The organism is Nannocystis bainbridge (assembly GCF_028368995.1).
GTDB lineage: Bacteria > Myxococcota_A > Polyangia > Nannocystales > Nannocystaceae > Nannocystis > Nannocystis bainbridge.
This window is the reverse complement of the sequence record NZ_JAQNDL010000002.1, coordinates 1,817,689-1,833,686: the sequence shown is the minus strand read 5'-3', so window position 1 is coordinate 1,833,686 and position 15,998 is coordinate 1,817,689. Positions and strand designations below refer to the sequence as shown.

Below are 15,998 nucleotides of genomic sequence, written 5' to 3'. Positions count from 1 at the left end.
GCGACTTGCCGCGGCCGGCGAAGGCTGGGACGATCGCGGGCGCATGCAGCGTCCCGTCCTCGCCGTCCTCGGCGGCAGCTTCGATCCGCCGCACCTCGGACACGCGCTGATCCCGACCTATCTGCTGGCGCGCGGGCTGGCGGATCGGGTGTTGGTGGCGCCGTGCTGGTCGCACCCGTTCGCCAAGTCGATGATGCCGTTCGCCGAGCGGCTGGCGCTGACGCGCCTGGCGATGGCGGCCCAGGCCGAGACGGTCGAGGTCAGCGACGTCGAGGCGCGGCTGGCGGCGCGGCGCGGCGAGGGGCCGAGCTACAGCTACGACCTGCTGCGCACAGTGGCGGAGGAGCACCCGGGGTACGCGGTGCGGCTGGTGGTCGGTTCGGACATCGTCGTGCGCGGAGAGCTGCAGCGCTGGCACCGGGCGGCCGAGATCGCGGCGGAGTTCTCGCCGATCGTGGTGCCGCGGGTCGGGTTCGCCGACGCCGAGGACTGCGCGCTGCCGGAGATCAGCAGCACGGCGGTGCGCGCTTGGCTGGCGGCGGGCGATGATCCTGCGGCGCAGGAAGCCCTGACGATGGCGGTGCCGGCGGCGGTGCTGCGCCGGCTGCAGGTCGGTCACGTCGGCCATGTGTGGCTGTTCGGTCGAAGCAACGTGGCGGCCCACGCCGAGCCGTGGCTGCGCGAGCGCGGCTGGTCGACGGCGACGGGGTCGGGGCGCGGGCTGGTCGACGGGACAGGTGAGCTGCCCGAAGGGACACCCGACGCGATCTGGCTGTTGGGACAGGATGGTCAGCTGGGGGCGATGGCGGCGGCGCTGGTGGCCCGCGCGGCGCCGCGGGTGCCGGTGCTGCACGCGGCCGGGGCCGTGGTGGCGCGCGAAGGGCTGGCGGCGGCGGCGGCGGCGGGCCACCCGGTCGGGACGCTGCACCCGATCTGCAGCCTGCGCCGCGAGCGACCGCAGGGGCGCCTGGGCTCGTGCGTGTTCGGGATCGAGGGGGACCCGGAGGCGCGCGCGGTGGCGTTGCGCTGGATCGGCCCGCAGGGCCACCTGGATCTGCAAGGGCTGACGGCAGAGCAGCGCACGCGCTACCACGCCGCGTGCGCGCTGGCGGGCAACCACGTGGCGGTGCTGGCGGAGCTGTCGGCGGCGACGATGCGCTCGCTGGGGCTGCCAGGGCCGATGGCGACGCACGCGGTCGGGGAGCTGCTGCGCTCGGCGCTCGAGAACCTGCTGGCGCTGGGGATCCCGCGCGGGGTGTCAGGGCCGGCGGCGCGCGGCGACCGGGCAGCGCTGACGCGCCACGAGGCGGCGCTGGAGGGCGAGGCGGCGGCGCTGTACCGGATGCTCAGCGGGCAACTGGTCGAGCTGCTGGCGCGGGTGAGATGATGAATGGTTGATGGGACATGTTCGAATGAACATGTCTCGAAGGTAAGATGAGTGAGGAGCTCGGCGTCGCACGTCACAGCGGCGGACGGGCTTCGGGTCTGCCATCAGGGCAGCACGCGAGATTGAGGCTGGCGTCCGCGGGGCTCAGCGAGCTCGCGCGAGCTCGAGGCCGGCGGCGAGCGAGCGAGCGAACGGGGTCTCGCCGCCGTCGAAGCCGACTTCGACGAGGGCGCGGGCCAGAGCGGGGCGGATGCCGGTGAGGATCGCGCGCGCACCGAGCAGGCGGATCGCTCGCACGAAGCGCATGAGCTGCTCGGCGTTGGCGACGTCGCCGGCGAGGGTGCCGGTGAGGTCGAGCAGGACGGTGTGGACGCGCCGCTCGGCGATGGCAGGCAGGACCCGCGCCTCGAGGTCGGCGCCGCGCTCGCGATCAAAGGCGCCGACGAGCGGGATGGCGAGGGTGTGGTCGTCGATGTCGAGGAGCGGGGCGGACAGGCCGAGGATCTCGCGGCGCTGATGATCGACGAGGGCGAGGGTGCGGTCGAGCTCCTCGGCGAGCCGCTGGTGACGCGCGGCCTCGACCTCGGCGCCGTGACGCGCGGTCTCGTCGGCGTGATGGATGAGCGCCATCATTCGACCGGTGACGGCGTCGCGCGCGGGGCAGACCTCGACGACGTGGACCCGTTCTCCGGCTTCGGTGGTCACCCGCACTTCGCGGCGCACACTGTCGCCGGCCGCAGCGGCGGCGAGCATGGCCTCGGCGGCGGCGGGCTCGACGAACCACGCGGGCCAGTGATCGGCGAGGCGACCGAAGGCCAGGATCGCGGCGGGGTTCTTCATGACGATCCGGCCGTCGAACTCGGCCTGCGCGACGATCATCGGCGTGAGCACGAGCGCCTGGACGCCGCGCAGCTGATCGGGCGCGGGGCCCTCGTCGCGCGGGACGACGTGCTGGAGGACGACGATCCGGCCGTCGGCCAGCGGCAGCGGCGAGAAGTGGACCTTGATCTGGACCGGCTGGCCGCGCGGGTAGACGGTCCACTCGTCCCACCACGAGTGGCCCTCGCGGACCCGCGCGATGGCCGTGTAAAGGCGCGTGAGCACGGTTTCGGGGCCGACGCGGAAGTCGCGGCCGGCCAGCTCCTCGCGGCTGTGGGCGCGCCACATGTCGAGCGCGGGGCCGTTGGCCCAGGCGATCCGCATCACCTCGGGGTCCAGCACCCAGACCGGGAGCGGGGCCAGGTCCAGGCCCCGGAGCCGCTCGTCGAGGTAGGCCGCGTCGGTGATCGTCATGCCAGACCGCGGCGAGCGTCGCTCATCTGCCGCGATCACGCCAGTCGACGCGCCCCACGACCTGTCGGATAGAGCAGGTGATGAAGGACATGTCGCAGGGGACATGTCCCGAGGGACGGCTCAGGCGGCGGGGCGGGTCGAGCAGTCGCGCCGCTGGGTGTCGGTGCACTCGCAGCTGCCGTTGGCGAGGCCGCCGCACGAGCCCTTGAGGTACTTGCCGGCGAAGATGGCGCCGACGGCCATGCCGAGCATGACGGCCGCGAGGACGGCGATGGTGAGCACGATCGTGGTCATGTCAGGGACTCAGGGTGGCGGACGGGGGGGCCCCGCGCAAGGCCGCGAAGGCCGCCGTGGCGCGGGCGGCGAAGCCGTCGCCCTCGCGCACGAGGAACAGGGCCGGCAGGGCCTCGCGCTCGGCGAGGGCGAAGCCGTCTTCGGGGCCGAGGACGTTGAGCGCGGTGGCGTACGCGTCGGCGAGCGCGGCCGTGCGGTGGATGACCGTGACCGAGGCCAGCTTGTGATCGATCGGACGGCCGCTGCGTGGGTCGATGGTGTGCGAGATCCGTCGACCGGCTTGCTCGCGGTAGTTGCGGTAGTCGCCGCTCGTGGCGAGCGCGGCGTCGCGCAACGGCACGACCTCTTGCACGACGCGCTCATCCGTAGGGCCGTCGGGGCGCTCGATGCCGAGGCGCCACGGGCCCTCGGGGCCGTCGCCGCGGGCCCGGAACTCGCCGCCGACGTCGACGAGGTGGCGGGGGAAGCCGAGCGCGACGAGGCGGTCGGACAGGACGTCGGCCGCGTAGCCGGGGGCGATGGCCGAGAGCGTGATCGTGAGCGCGGGCTGGTCCTTGCGCAGCGTGGCGGCCTCGCGGTCGGCGTGCAGCGACTGCCAGCCGACCTGGGCGCGCAGGGCCGCGAGCTGCTCGTCGGTCGGCGGGGCGGCGACGGGGCCGGGACGGCCGAAGCCCCAGGCGTCGACCAGCGGCGAGACGGTGACGTCGAAGGCGCCGCCGCTGCGCTCGCTGACGTCGCGGGCCTGGGCGACGACCTCGACCAGCGCGGCGGGGGCCGGGAAGGCAGACGTCTCGGTGCGGCGGTTGAACTCGCTGATCGCGGAGTCGTCGCGCCAGGTCGACATCTCTCGATCGATCTGCGCCAGCTCGGCCTCGATCATCGGCAGGATCGGCGCCGGGTCGCGGCCCTCATGGACCACGGTGACGCGCCACGTGGTGCCCATCGTCGGGCCCGAGACCACGTGCGTCGGGCCGCTCGTGGAGGCGGCTGCGGGCGCGCCCGCGGGCGTTCGCGCGACCTGTCCCGAAGGCCAGAGGCGCCAGGCGCTCAGGGCCACGAACGCCACAAGACAAAGCGGGAGCAGGACCTGCGCCCTGCTCCCGTACTTTTGTTTCAGCGGATCCGACACGAAGGGCTGCCCTGCGTGGGTTCGGCGCTTTTCAGCCGCCGAAGTCGTCCATCATGATGTTCTCGGGCTCGACGCCGAGATCGGTGAGCATCTTGATGACGGCGGCGTTCATCATCGGCGGGCCGCAGATGTAGTACTCGCAGTCTTCGGGGGCGGGGTGCATCTTGAGGTAGTTCTCGAGCAGCACCTGGTGGATGAAGCCCTTGTAGCCGGTCCAGTTGTCCTCCGGCTTGGGCTCGGACAGCGCGAGGTGCCACTTGAAGTTGGGGAACTCGCTCTGGATGCCGTCGAAGTCCTCGACGTAGAAGGCCTCGCGGAGGCTGCGGGCGCCGTACCAGAACGAGACCTTGCGGTCGGTGCGGAGGCGCTTGAACTGGTCGAAGATGTGCGAGCGCATCGGCGCCATGCCGGCGCCGCCGCCGATGAACACCATCTCGTTCTTGGTCTCGCGGGCGAAGAACTCGCCGTACGGGCCGGAGATGACGACGGGGTCGCCCTCTTTGCGGCTGAAGATGAACGAGCTCATGATGCCCGGAGGGGCGTCGGGGAGCTTCGGCGGCGGGGTCGCGATCCGGATGTTCAGCATGATGATGCCGTACTCCTCCGGATAGTTGGCCATCGAGTAGGCGCGCTCGACGGTCTCGGTGCAGTTCGAGACGTAGCGCCACAAGTTATACTTGTCCCACTCGTCGCGATACTTGTCCTCGATGACCATGTCCTTGTAGTTCGCGACGTGCGGCGGGCACTCGATCTGGATGTAGCCGCCGGCGCGGAACGGGACGACCTCACCGGGCGGGAGCTCGATGACGAACTCCTTGATGAAGGTGGCGACGCCGTTGTTCGAGCGGACCTTGCAGGTCCACTTCTTGATCTCGAAGATCTCGTGCGGCAGCTCGATCTGCATGTCGCCCTTGACCTTGACCTGACACGACAGCCGGCAGCCCTCGCGAGCCTCGCCCTTGCTGATGTGACCGGCCTCGGTCGGGACCATGGAGCCGCCGCCGCTGTGGACCTTCACCTTGCATACGCCGCAGCTGCCTTTGCCGCCGCAGGCCGAGGGGATGAAGATCTTCTGGTTGGCGAGGGTGTTGAGCAGCGTGCTGCCGGCGGGGACCCGCATCGCCAGGGTGGGGTCGCCGTTGATGCCGATCGTGACGGCCTCGGTGTTGACCAGCTTCGCCTTGGCGGCGAGCAGGATGAGCACCAGGGCCAGGATCACGAACGTGAACATCGCCACGCCGAGGATGATGATGGTGGTCATAACGGTGGGGCTCTCGACGGGTCAGAGCTGGATGCCCGAGAAGGCGAGGAAGCCGATCGCCATCAGGCCGGTGAGGATGAACGCGATGCCGAGGCCGCGCAGACCCTCGGGGACGTTGCTGTAGCGCATCTTCTCGCGCAGGGCGGCGAACGCGACGATCGCGAGGGCCCAGCCGATGCCGGAGCCGACGCCGAACACGGCCGCCTCGCCCAGGCTGTACTCGCGCTGCTCCATGAACAGCGAGGCGCCCAGGATGGCGCAGTTGACGGCGATCAGCGGCAGGAACACGCCGAGCGCGTTGTAAAGGGCGGGGGCGTAGCGGTCGACCGCCATCTCGACGACCTGGACGACGGCGGCGATGCTGCCGATCTGGACCAGGAAGCTGAGGAAGGTGAGGTCGACGGTGGCGAAGCTCGGGTGGATCCAGGCCAGCGCGCCCTCCTTGAGGAGAGACACGATGATGAACTGGTTGAGCGGGACGCACACCGCGAGCACGAAGATGACGGCGGCGCCCAGGCCGATGGCCGTCTCGACCTTCTTCGACACCGCGAGGAAGGAGCACATGCCCAGGAAGAACGCCAGGGCCATGTTCTCGACGAAGATCGACTTCGCCAGGAGGCTCAAGTAGTGCTCGAGCATGGGCTCACTCCTTCTCCTGCTGCGCCGGCTTGGCGACCCGGAGAGCCCAGATCATGCCGCCGATGATGAAGAACGCCGACGGTGACATCACCATCAAGCCGTTGGTGGTGTACCAGCCGCCGTCGTTGACCGTCTTGAGGATCTCGACGCCGAACAGCTTGCCGGAGCCGAACAGCTCGCGGAGGACGGCGACCGCCAGCAGCACCATGCTGTAGCCGAGGCCGTTGCCGACGCCGTCGAGGAAGCTGATGCCGGGCTTGTTGGCCATCGCGTAGGCCTCGGCGCGGCCCATGACGATGCAGTTGGTGATGATGAGGCCGACGTAGACGCTCATCTGCTTGCTCACGTCGTAGACGAAAGCCTTCAGGATCTGGTCGGTGATGATGACGAGCGAGGCGATGATCGTCAGCTGGACGATGATGCGGATGCTCGAGGGGATGTGGTTGCGGATCAGGCTGATCGCCAGGTTGCTGAACGCGGTGACGATGGTCAGCGCGATCGACATGACCAGCGCGGTCTCGAGCTTGGTCGTGACCGCCAGCGCCGAGCAGATGCCGAGCACCTGCAGGGCGATCGGGTTGTTGTTGAACAGGGGGTCGAAGAGGACGCCCTTGGTCTGCTTGTCCATGACTTACTTACCCCCCGCCGCCTTGGAGTGTTGGATGTAGGGACCGAAGCCGTCAGGGCCGAACCAGAACCGGACCAGGCTCGTCACGCCGTTGCTCGTGATCGTGGCGCCGGACAGGCCGTCGACGCGGTACGCGTCGCTGGCCGCGGGGCCGGCCTGGCCCTTGACGACCGCGATCTGCGGCTCGCCCTTGTCGCCGTAGACCTTGCGGCCGGGCCACAGGGCCTTCCACTTGGGGTTGTCGACCTCGCCGCCGAGGCCCGGCGTCTCGCCGTGCTGGTAGAAGGTGATGCCCTTGACGGTGTTGGTGTCCTTGGCGTCGAGGGCGATGAACCCGTACAGGGTCGACCACAGGCCGTAGCCCTCGATCGGGAAGATCAGGGTGTCGACCTTGCCGTCCTTGAGGACCTTGTAGACCAGCGCGTTGTTGGGCAGGCGCAGGACCTTGGCGTTGTTCGGCGGGGCCTCGCGGCTCTGCGCCGGGTCCTTCTGGGCCTTGCGCTGGTCGAAGCCGGCGGGGTCGACGCCCTGGGCCGCCACGCCGCCCTTGAGGTCGACGACCTCGGGCTTGATGTTGTCGGCGAAGCGCTTCTTGACCTCGTCGGGCTTGAGCGTCTCGCCCTCCTGCATCAGGCCGGCGACCGCGAGGACCTGCTTCTGCTGGTCGAGCTTCTTGTTCTCGGCCTGGCGGTCGGCCAGCGCGACCGCGGCGCTGGCGATGCCGACCCCGCAGACGACGCAGACCAGTGCGGCGAAGCCGATGGTGTAGCCGGTACTATGCGCCATGACGGGCGAGCCTCCTCTTGATGTTGGCCTGGACGAAGAAGTGGTCGATGAGCGGGGCGAACATGTTCATGAACAGGATCGCCAGCATCATGCCCTCGGGGTAGGCGGGGTTCACGACCCGGACCAGGACGACGAGGGCGCCGATGCCGAAGCCGTAGATCAGCTTGCCGGTGTCGGTGAAGGCCGACGAGACCGGGTCGGTGGCCATGAACACGGTGCCGAAGGCCCAGCCGCCGAGCACGATGTGCCACTCGAACGGCAAGTTGAACAGCTGGTTGGTCTGGCTGCCGATGGCGTTGAACAGGCTCGACAGCGCGAGCGTGCCGAGCACGACGCCGAGCATGGTCCGCCACGAGCCGACCCTGGTGATGATGAGGACCGCGGCGCCGATCAGGCACGCCAGCGTCGAGGTCTCACCCATCGAGCCGGGGATGGTGCCGATGAAGGCGTCCCACCAGGTCGAGGTCCAGCCGCCGGTCTGGTTCATCACCACGCCGGGGTCGACGGCGGCGCGGGCGAGCGCGGTGGCGCCCGAGACGCCCTGCGGCAGCGCGGAGAGGTTGGCGGCCACCCACGGCTGGTCGCCCGAGATCTGGGCCGGGTAGGCGAAGAACAGGAACGCGCGGGCGGTCAGCGCCGGGTTCAGCACGTTCATGCCGGTGCCGCCGAAGACCTCCTTGCCGATGACGACGCCGAAGGCGATGCCGAGCGCGACCTGCCACAGCGGGATGGTCGGCGGCAGCGTCAGCGGGAACAGCAGGCCGGTGACGAGGAAGCCCTCGTTGATCTCGTGCTTGCGCACGACCGAGAAGATCGCCTCGCAGTTGCCGCCGATCGCCATCGTGATGGCGTAGACGGGCAGGAAGTAGATGGCGCCGTGCAGGAAGCAGGCGAGCAGGCTGGCCGGGTCGAAGCCGAGGCCGAACATCTGGAAGAGCGCGGTCTGCCAGTTGTCGAGCGGCGCGGCGCCCTTGGCGATCATCAGGTGCGCCTGCAGGCCGGTGTTGTACATCGCGAACAACACGCACGGGATCAGCGCGATGACGACGGTGGTCATCATGCGCTTGAGATCGAGGGCGTCGCGGACGTGAGAGTCGCGCTTGGCGACGTCCGGGGGCGTGTACAGGAAGGTGTCGGCCGCCTCGTAGAGGGGGTACAGCTTCTCGTGCTTGCCGCCCTTTTCGAAGGAGTGCGCGAGCTTGTCGAGCAGTTTTCGCATCTGCGTCAGCCCTCTTTCTCGATCTCGTTGAGGTTGTGCCGCAACGCGGCGCCGAAGTCCGACTTACCCGGGTCGACGAAGGTGCACAGCGCGAGGTCTTCTTCGTCGAGCTCGAGCGCGCCGAGTTCGACGGCCCGGTCGGTGTCGCCGACGAGCAGCGAGCGGAGGAGGAAGGTCGGCAGGATGTCGAGCGGCATGACGCGCTCGTACATGCCGATCGGGACCATGGCCCGCGGCGAGCCGTTGGTCGTGGTGGTGAGGTCGAACTTCTTGCCGAACAGCTTGCCGAGGAAGCCGAAGTAGACCGGGATGGTGCTGTACTTGCCGGCGCCCGGGGCGAGCCAGCCGAGCAGCTCGCGCTGGCGGCCCTCGGCGAGCACGCTGACCTGGTTGACGAAGCGACCGAGGTAGCCGTCGGCCTCGCCCACGGCCTTGCGCCCGCCGAACACGGAGCCGCTGACGACGCGGTTCTCGCCGGCCGGCGAGACCTTGAGCTCGCCGGCGGTCAGCTCGTCGAGGCTGGCGCCGTTGCGGGTCGCGAGCAGGCGCGGGCGCTTGGCGACCGGGCCGCCGAGGGCGACGACGCGGCGGAAGTCGAGCTCGCCGGTGGCGACGAGGCGGCCGACGGCGACGACGTCCTGGTAGCCGATGTGCCACACGACGCGCTCGCGGTTGACCGGCTCGAGCAGGTGGATGTGCGTGCCGACCAGGCCGGCCGGGTGCAGACCCTCGAAGGTCTCGACGCGCACGTTCGTGGCGCCGCCGGCGTCGAGCGACAGGCCGGGGCCCTTGCACAGGTAGGTCTTCGGCGCGAGCTTGCTCAGCGCCGCCAGGCCGCGCTGGAAGTCGGCCTCGTGGCCCTTGAGCACCACGGCGACGTCGGCCGACAGCGGGCTGGTGTCGATCGCGGTGACGAACAGCGCGCGCGGGGTCGACTCGGGGCTGGGGACGCGGGAGAACGGGCGCTGGCGCAGGGCCGTCCACAGGCCCGACTCGACCAGCAGCGCCTTGACCTCGTCGCCGCTCAGCTCTTCGACCGGCTTGCGGGTCCAGCTGGCGAACGTGACGCTGTCCTCGGGGCCAGGTTGGCCGGCCTGCTCGCGCTCGTTGAGGGCGATGACCAGCGAGACGAAGGCCCGCTTCTCACCGCGGTGGATGGCGACCACCGAGCCGGCGCCAGGGGCCGTGAAGCGGACGCCGGGCGCTTTGCGGTCCTCGAAGAGGAACTGCCCGCGCTTGACGGCGTCGCCGACCTTGACCTCCATCTTCGGCTTCATGCCCACGTAATCGGCGCCGAGCAGGGCGACGTGACGTACGGGCGAGCCGGCCTCGATCACCTGCTGCGGCGCGCCGGTGATCGGGAGGTCGAGTCCCTTTTTGATCCGATGTACTGTCATGGTGCGGGTTCTTGCGCGGTCCGATTCGTGCCCGAAGGCTCTCGCTGGGGCGGATCCGGTGCGTGAATGACGGGGCCCGGAGGCTCGTGGAGTGAGGCGGTCCGAACCGGTCGAAAGACCGCTCGGACAGCCCTGGGGGGCGTTTACTATGTTCGCGGGATTTTTCGGAGTGCAGCCGGCCGTTCGCGGACGTGCGAGGGGTCACAAGGCCCCGAGCCCGCCGTCCGCGGCGGCTGACGCGGCGACAGCCGCGCCATTCGACGAAACGCCCGGCAGACGGTCGTAACGCATGTTCCGGCGCGCGGGCACGAAGCCAGCGAGCTGGATGTGGGCCTCGATCTCGGCGGCGCTCATCATGAACCGCGCGCCGGCCTGGGAGACGACGTTCTCCTCGATCATGACAGACCCGAAATCGTTTGCGCCGAAGCGCAGGGCGACTTCGCCGATCTCGGGCCCCAGGGTCGGCCAGCTGACTTGCAGGTTGGGGACGTTGTCGAGGTAGAGCCGGGCCAGCGCTTGCACCCGCAAGTACCGCAGCGGGCTGGTGTCGTCGCGCAGCTTGAGCCGGGTGCCGTCGGCCTGGAACGGCCAGGTGATGAAGGCGGTGAACCCCCCGGTCTCGTCCTGCAGGCCGCGGATCCGGTCCATGTGGTGGACGAGCTGCTCGGCGGTCTCCTGGAAGCCGAACACCATGGTGGCGGTGGTCTTCATGCCGAGACCGTGGGCCTCGCGCATGACGGCCAGCCACTCGTCGGCGGTGTTCTTGAAGGGGGAGATCCGGGTGCGGATCTCGTCGTCGAGGATCTCGGCGCCGCCACCCGGCAAGCTGTCCATGCCGGCCGCCCGCAGCCGCACGAGGACGTCCCGGATCGGCAAGTCCTCGAGCTGGGCGATGTGAATGATCTCGGTCGGCGACAGCGCGTGGAGCGCGAGGCGAAAGTTGGCCTTGGTCCAGCGGAAGAAGTCCTCGTACCACTCGAGCCCGAGCTCGGGGTTGAGGCCGCCCTGAAGGAGGATCTGGACGCCGCCCAATTCCTCGGTCTCACGGAACTTGCGGGCCAGCTCTTCGCGGCTCAGGACGTAGCCGCCGCGGCCTCCGGGTGGGGTATAAAAATTGCAGAACTTACAACGTGTTACGCACACGTTTGTATAATTTACATTACGGTCGATGATGTAGGTGACGACGCCCTCGGGGTGGAGCGCTGCGCGGCGAGCGTCGGCGGCGGCGCCCAGCGCCATGAGGTCGGCGTGCTCGTAGAGGAAGATGCCCTCGGCGAGGTCGAGGCGGCCGCCGGCAGCGGCGCGCGCGAGCAACTCGTCGGCCGCGAGCGGCGGCCGCGGTCGGCGAGCGGCGACCAGCGCCTCGGGCTCGGCGCCGCCGGCGAAGCGGATGTGGACCGGGTCGTCAGGGTCGTGGCCGGGGATGCTGAGCAGGCCGGCAGCGGTGGCGCGCGAGAGGAACTCGACGACGCCCTCACGCTCCTTGGTGGAGAGGCCGTAGCGGATCGCGCGCCGGAGGTAGTTGGCGTAGGCGTTGTCGCTGAGGAGGTCGCGGGGGGGCAGGCCAGCCTGGAGCTGCTGCTCGCGGAAGCCGTGGGCGAGCTCCTCGGCGTGCTTGAGGCCGTAGGCGCGGGCGTCTTGCAGGGCGGTGACGTGGGCGGGCGTGAGGAGGCCGGGCCGCGCGGCCCAGACGGCGAACACGAACGGGAGGCCGGTCTGCGCCAGCCACATGGCGCCGAGGTCGAAGACGTGGGGGAAGCGATCGTGCAGCGCCATGGCGGCGTCGCCGATCACGAGGGCGGCGTGGGTGCCCTGGACCAGGCCGGCGCCCTCGCGGTGCGGGGCGTGGACACACTCGGGGTCGAGGCCCTGGGCGCGCAGCAGCAGCTGGATGAGGATGACGGAGGTGCGCGAGGCGGCGTCCAGGTAGATCCGCTCGATCTGCGCCAGGGGGACGGCGGAGACGAGGAGCACCGAGTGCACAGGCCCGCGGCAGCCGATGCCGACCTCGGGCACGACCTCCCATTCGGGATGGGCGGCGCAGGCGGCGACCGGGACGAGGGCGACATCACACTCGCCGACCTCGAGGCGCCGGGCGCACTCGCTGGGCAAGACGAGGCTGAGTTCGAACAGCGGGGTGCCGTCGGGGTGGCGCGGGATGCGATCGCCGGGCAGATGTTGGCCGACGAGCGGCTGGACGAGCGGCCAGGCGTTGAGGAACGAGACCGCACAGGCGCGCAACGGGTCGGGCATGGCGGGGGCATTGTACGAGAAAGCCGAGCGACCGGCGAGGCGCGTGCGGGAGCTCGCAGCGCGGGCCGGCGGGCGTCGCGGAGGTGGGCTGTCCTCGGGGACAGGTGAGCGAAGGGCGAGCTCGTGGCGTTCGAGCGCTGGGCCGCCATCCCCGAGGCACCCGGCATCGCGCTGTTCGGCTCGCCGCTCTCGGGCATCCCGGCGATGGACGCTCGGGGCGCGGCGCGTCACCGGGGCGATTCGGCGAGCGCTCCGCCGCGACGGCGAGAGAGAAGTCGGCGCGCTCAGGCGGCGGCTTCGTCGCCGGGGAAGATGACGCGGCGATAGAGGTCGGCGAGGGCGAGGTCGAGGCCGACGCTCTCGAGGTGCAGGAGGTCGGTCGGCTCACGCAAGATTTCGCTGAGCCAGCGGGTGCCTTCAAAGCGCCGATAGAGCTCGACGTGCATGGCCTCGCTGTCGATGAGCAGGACCTCCTGCACGCTCGGCATCTGGCGGTAGTCGGGCAGCTTACGGTTGCGGTCGTTGGCCTGGGTGGAGGGCGAGAGGACCTCGACGAGCAGGACGGGGGCGTGGATGATGCGCTGGCGCGGTTGCGGAGGTTCGCAGGTGACGAGCAGGTCGACCTGGTAGCAGGTATGCGCGCGGGTCGGCGAGGCGATGCCGGCCGCGAGCAGGACCTCCCAGGGGTCGTGAAGGCCGTTGGCGAGGGTGTAGGCGAGGGCCATCAGGAGGGTCTGGTGCGCGCGGGTCGGCAGGGTCCCGGCGATGACCCGGCCGTCGTGAAGCTCGTGACGCTCGCCCTCGGGCCACGAGATGGCGAGGAACTCGTCGACGGTGCGCGGGTCCATGCTCACGCAGGGTATCAGAGCCGGCGTCGGCTCGCAGTGAGCCGCGAATGATATGGTGCCGAGGACATGTTCAAAAGGACATGTTCAACGGGCGACGCGAAGCGGTCGGGCGCTGGCGGCGGACGACGTCGAAGTAGACCGAGAGGCCGACGTCCCAGTAAGGGTCGATGCGGTTGCCCTGGCGGTTGTGGAGGCCGAACAGGCCGCCGCTGGTGAACAGGTCGACGTGGCGGGCGATCCGGAATTGCATGCCGCCGTGGAGGGAGCCGAACACGGTCGAGGGCAGGCCCTCGGCGGCGGTGGCCTGGAAGCGGCCGCGGGCGTAGAGGGCGAAGAAGCTGAAGTGATAGCCGGCGCCGCCGCCGACGTAGCCGCCGAGCGCGGCGCGATCGGACCAGCCGCGGGGGTCGCCACAGGGCTGTTGGGCGGGCTGGCAATAGAAGTACCCGCCGACGCCGCCGCCGACGCCGAGCTCGCCGTCGAGGGCGCCGTGGAGCTTGCGGTCGCGCTTGGGGGCATACGTGAAGCGGCCGCCGAGGTAGCCGAGCGCCCACTGGCGGAACGAGAAGTCGGCGCCGACCTCGACGCTGGCCCAGTCACGCACGCCGTAGCCGACGAAGGGGCCGCCGCTGCCAGGACGGCCGGGGTGCGCGACGGAGCCGCCGACCTCGAGCTGGCCCTGGCGGATCCGGCCGGGGGCGCCGTAGCCGGGGCTGCGCACGGGCGGGCCGTACGACATGCAGGCGGGCAACAGGAGCAGCGCGAGCAGGATGGCCCCGCGAGCGCCGGCGATCGAAATCGGCACGCGCGTCCAGCTCGGGACGAGACGGCCGAACGACCGCGTCGAAACGTGACGCGGCGATGCGGCGTCGGGTCGTGAGGCGCGAGAAACGAGTCGATGCGGGGCGCGGGTGGAGGAGTGATCGTAAAAGGTTGCGGAGAGGCGGTGGCTGACGACGACCGGGGATAGCTCGGGCGTCGTGGCGTGCTCGCGTCGCGTCGGGCCAGCGGGCCCGTCCGTGGGTGAGCGAGCGGGCGCTGCCGCGGATACGAGGTTGGTCGATAGCTTGCGTCCGATACGAAGGGGACCCATTGCGCCCGAGGATGGCAGCGCGGGCCGGTGACGGCAAGGACATGGCTCTCGGGACATGTGCGACGCACGGCCGGGCCCGGGCGCTCGCGCGCGCGGCCGGGCGGAGCTATCCTGCGGGGGATGAAGCGAGCGCCGGCGACGTTGTGGACGAGGAGCGAGGCGGCGGCGGCCGACCGCCACACGATCGACGAGCTGGGGACGCCGTCGCCGGTGTTGATGGAGCGAGCGGCGCTGTGCTGCGCCCGCGAGGCGCTGGCGATGCGCAGCGACCGGCCGGTGTGGGCGCTGTGCGGGCCGGGCAACAACGGCGGCGACGGGGTGGCGGTGGCGCGGATCCTCCACGGCTGGGGGGTGCGGGCGCGGGTGTTCTTGCTGACCGAGCGGCTGGGGGCCGAGCTGGCGCAGCAAGTGGCGCTGGCGGAGAAGCTGGGGGTGCCGATCGCTCGCGGGCTGCCGCGCGAGGACGAGGAGGCGCTGATCGTCGACGCGATGCTGGGGACGGGGGCGACGCCGCCGCTGCGGCAGCCGTTCGTGACGGCGGTCGAGTGGGCCAACGGGCGCCCGGGACCGAAGCTGGCGATCGACATCCCGACGGGGATCGACGCCGACACCGGCGCCGCGCCGGGCCCGGCGTTCGCGGCCGATCGCACGGTGACGTTCGTGCGCTCGAAGCCGGGGCTGCACGTGACGCCCGGGCGGGCGGCCGCCGGCGAGGTGGTGGTGGCGTCGATCGGGATTGTCTCTCGGGACATGTCCGAAGATGCATGTCTGATCGATCCGGCCGAGGTGGCGCGTGAACTGGCGGAGCTGCGGCCGGGGTCGCACAAGGGGGAGCGCGGGCACGTGGGGATCGTCGGCGGCTCGGCGGGCACGCCGGGGGCGGCGGTGCTGGCCGGGGCGGCGGCGCTGCGGGCAGGGGCCGGGCTGGTGACGATCGCCACCGACGACCGCGAGGTGCAGGCGCAGCTGGTGGCGCATCGGCCGGAGCTGATGGTGCAGGCCCGTGGAGAGGTGCCGGCGCCGGCGGCGAAGGTGCTGGTGGTCGGGCCGGGGCTGGTGCGGGCGGAAGATCGCGCGGGGCTGGCGGCGCTGTGGCGCGAGGATCGACGGCCCGCGGTGTGGGACGCGTCGGCGCTGGCCGAGATCGAGGCGCGCACGCAGCAGCCGCGGGTGATCACGCCGCACCCGGCGGAGGCGGCTCGCTTGCTGTCCGCAAGGACAGGTGAGACGTGGACGACGGGGCGGGTCCAGGCCGATCGCCCGCGAGCGGCGCGGGCGCTGGCGACGGTGACCGGGGCGGTGGTGGTGCTGAAGGGCGAGGGCTCGCTGGTGGCCGACGATGCGCGCCTGGCGGTGTGCGTGAGCGGGGGGCCTGCCCTGGCGACGGCGGGCAGCGGTGACTGCCTGGCGGGGGTGATCGCGGCGCTGCTGGCTCGCGGGCTTTCGCCGTGGGCGGGCGCGTGCGCGGGGGTGCATGTGCACGGCGCGGCGGGCGAGCGGCTGCACGTGGGGGCGGTGGCGATGGACATCGCCGACGCGGTGGCGCCGATCCTGGCCGCGCCCGCGAGCACGCACCCGCGGTTCCCGCGGCTGGTGCTCGGCTGAGCGGACCCGACTGCGAACAGAGGAGGACCGAGCCGGACCTCTCGCGGGGCTGGTCGCCCGGTGTTCAAGGGGCGGGACCTGTGGCACCTTTCCCGGCGTGCAGCAGCGAACCCGCGCGCGGGAACCGAGTCGCCGAGGGCGTTGTCCCGGGGCCATGCGAACAGTT

14 protein-coding genes are annotated in these 15,998 nt (G+C 70.9%); 2 read left to right on the top strand and 12 right to left on the bottom strand.

Annotated elements, in window-relative coordinates; translation table 11 throughout:
• Positions 1 to 43 precede the first annotated feature (43 nt).
• Complete coding sequence (locus tag POL25_RS24915; RefSeq protein ID WP_272088655.1) at positions 44 to 1,387, top strand: DUF2520 domain-containing protein; 1,344 nt, start codon at positions 44 to 46, stop codon at positions 1,385 to 1,387.
• A 144-nt stretch (positions 1,388 to 1,531) separates the two neighbouring features.
• Here POL25_RS24915 and POL25_RS24910 read toward each other — a convergent pair whose 3' ends face one another.
• The 12 genes from POL25_RS24910 to POL25_RS24855 form a co-directional block, all read right to left on the bottom strand.
• On the bottom strand, positions 1,532 to 2,680 hold the full coding sequence (locus POL25_RS24910; RefSeq protein ID WP_272088654.1) for a PAS domain-containing protein: 1,149 nt from the start codon (positions 2,678 to 2,680) through the stop codon (positions 1,532 to 1,534).
• A 120-nt stretch (positions 2,681 to 2,800) separates the two neighbouring features.
• Positions 2,801 to 2,974 (bottom strand): hypothetical protein, encoded by a 174-nt coding sequence (locus POL25_RS24905; protein ID WP_272088653.1) that lies wholly within the window; start codon positions 2,972 to 2,974, stop codon positions 2,801 to 2,803.
• Position 2,975: 1 nt separating this feature from the next.
• Positions 2,976 to 3,917: an FAD:protein FMN transferase gene (locus POL25_RS24900; RefSeq protein WP_272088652.1), complete on the bottom strand. Its 942-nt coding sequence runs from the start codon at positions 3,915 to 3,917 to the stop codon at positions 2,976 to 2,978.
• Between the two features lie 217 nt (positions 3,918 to 4,134).
• Positions 4,135 to 5,364: an NADH:ubiquinone reductase (Na(+)-transporting) subunit F gene (gene nqrF, locus POL25_RS24895; RefSeq protein ID WP_272088651.1), complete on the bottom strand. Its 1,230-nt coding sequence runs from the start codon at positions 5,362 to 5,364 to the stop codon at positions 4,135 to 4,137.
• A gap of 21 nt (positions 5,365 to 5,385) precedes the next feature.
• Positions 5,386 to 6,003 (bottom strand): NADH:ubiquinone reductase (Na(+)-transporting) subunit E, encoded by a 618-nt coding sequence (nqrE, locus tag POL25_RS24890; RefSeq protein WP_272088650.1) that lies wholly within the window; start codon positions 6,001 to 6,003, stop codon positions 5,386 to 5,388.
• Between the two features lie 4 nt (positions 6,004 to 6,007).
• Positions 6,008 to 6,631: an NADH:ubiquinone reductase (Na(+)-transporting) subunit D gene (locus POL25_RS24885; protein ID WP_272088649.1), complete on the bottom strand. Its 624-nt coding sequence runs from the start codon at positions 6,629 to 6,631 to the stop codon at positions 6,008 to 6,010.
• Positions 6,632 to 6,634: 3 nt separating this feature from the next.
• The gene (locus POL25_RS24880) at positions 6,635 to 7,417 is read right to left on the bottom strand and encodes a Na(+)-translocating NADH-quinone reductase subunit C (protein ID WP_272088648.1); all 783 of its coding nucleotides are present in this window, start codon (positions 7,415 to 7,417) and stop codon (positions 6,635 to 6,637) included.
• Complete coding sequence (locus POL25_RS24875) at positions 7,407 to 8,636, bottom strand: NADH:ubiquinone reductase (Na(+)-transporting) subunit B (protein WP_272088647.1); 1,230 nt, start codon at positions 8,634 to 8,636, stop codon at positions 7,407 to 7,409. Before POL25_RS24875 ends, POL25_RS24880 begins: the two co-directional genes overlap by 11 nt.
• A gap of 5 nt (positions 8,637 to 8,641) precedes the next feature.
• On the bottom strand, positions 8,642 to 10,033 hold the full coding sequence (locus POL25_RS24870; RefSeq protein WP_272088646.1) for a Na(+)-translocating NADH-quinone reductase subunit A: 1,392 nt from the start codon (positions 10,031 to 10,033) through the stop codon (positions 8,642 to 8,644).
• Positions 10,034 to 10,234: 201 nt separating this feature from the next.
• On the bottom strand, positions 10,235 to 12,286 hold the full coding sequence (gene mqnC, locus POL25_RS24865) for a cyclic dehypoxanthinyl futalosine synthase (RefSeq protein WP_272088645.1): 2,052 nt from the start codon (positions 12,284 to 12,286) through the stop codon (positions 10,235 to 10,237).
• 284 nt (positions 12,287 to 12,570) lie between these two features.
• On the bottom strand, positions 12,571 to 13,134 hold the full coding sequence (locus POL25_RS24860) for a Uma2 family endonuclease (protein ID WP_272088644.1): 564 nt from the start codon (positions 13,132 to 13,134) through the stop codon (positions 12,571 to 12,573).
• A gap of 70 nt (positions 13,135 to 13,204) precedes the next feature.
• The gene (locus POL25_RS24855) at positions 13,205 to 13,939 is read right to left on the bottom strand and encodes a hypothetical protein (RefSeq protein ID WP_272088643.1); all 735 of its coding nucleotides are present in this window, start codon (positions 13,937 to 13,939) and stop codon (positions 13,205 to 13,207) included.
• Between the two features lie 408 nt (positions 13,940 to 14,347).
• Here POL25_RS24855 and POL25_RS24850 point away from each other — a divergent pair, with 408 nt between their 5' ends.
• The gene (locus tag POL25_RS24850; RefSeq protein WP_272088642.1) at positions 14,348 to 15,832 is read left to right on the top strand and encodes an NAD(P)H-hydrate dehydratase; all 1,485 of its coding nucleotides are present in this window, start codon (positions 14,348 to 14,350) and stop codon (positions 15,830 to 15,832) included.
• Positions 15,833 to 15,998 lie beyond the last annotated feature (166 nt).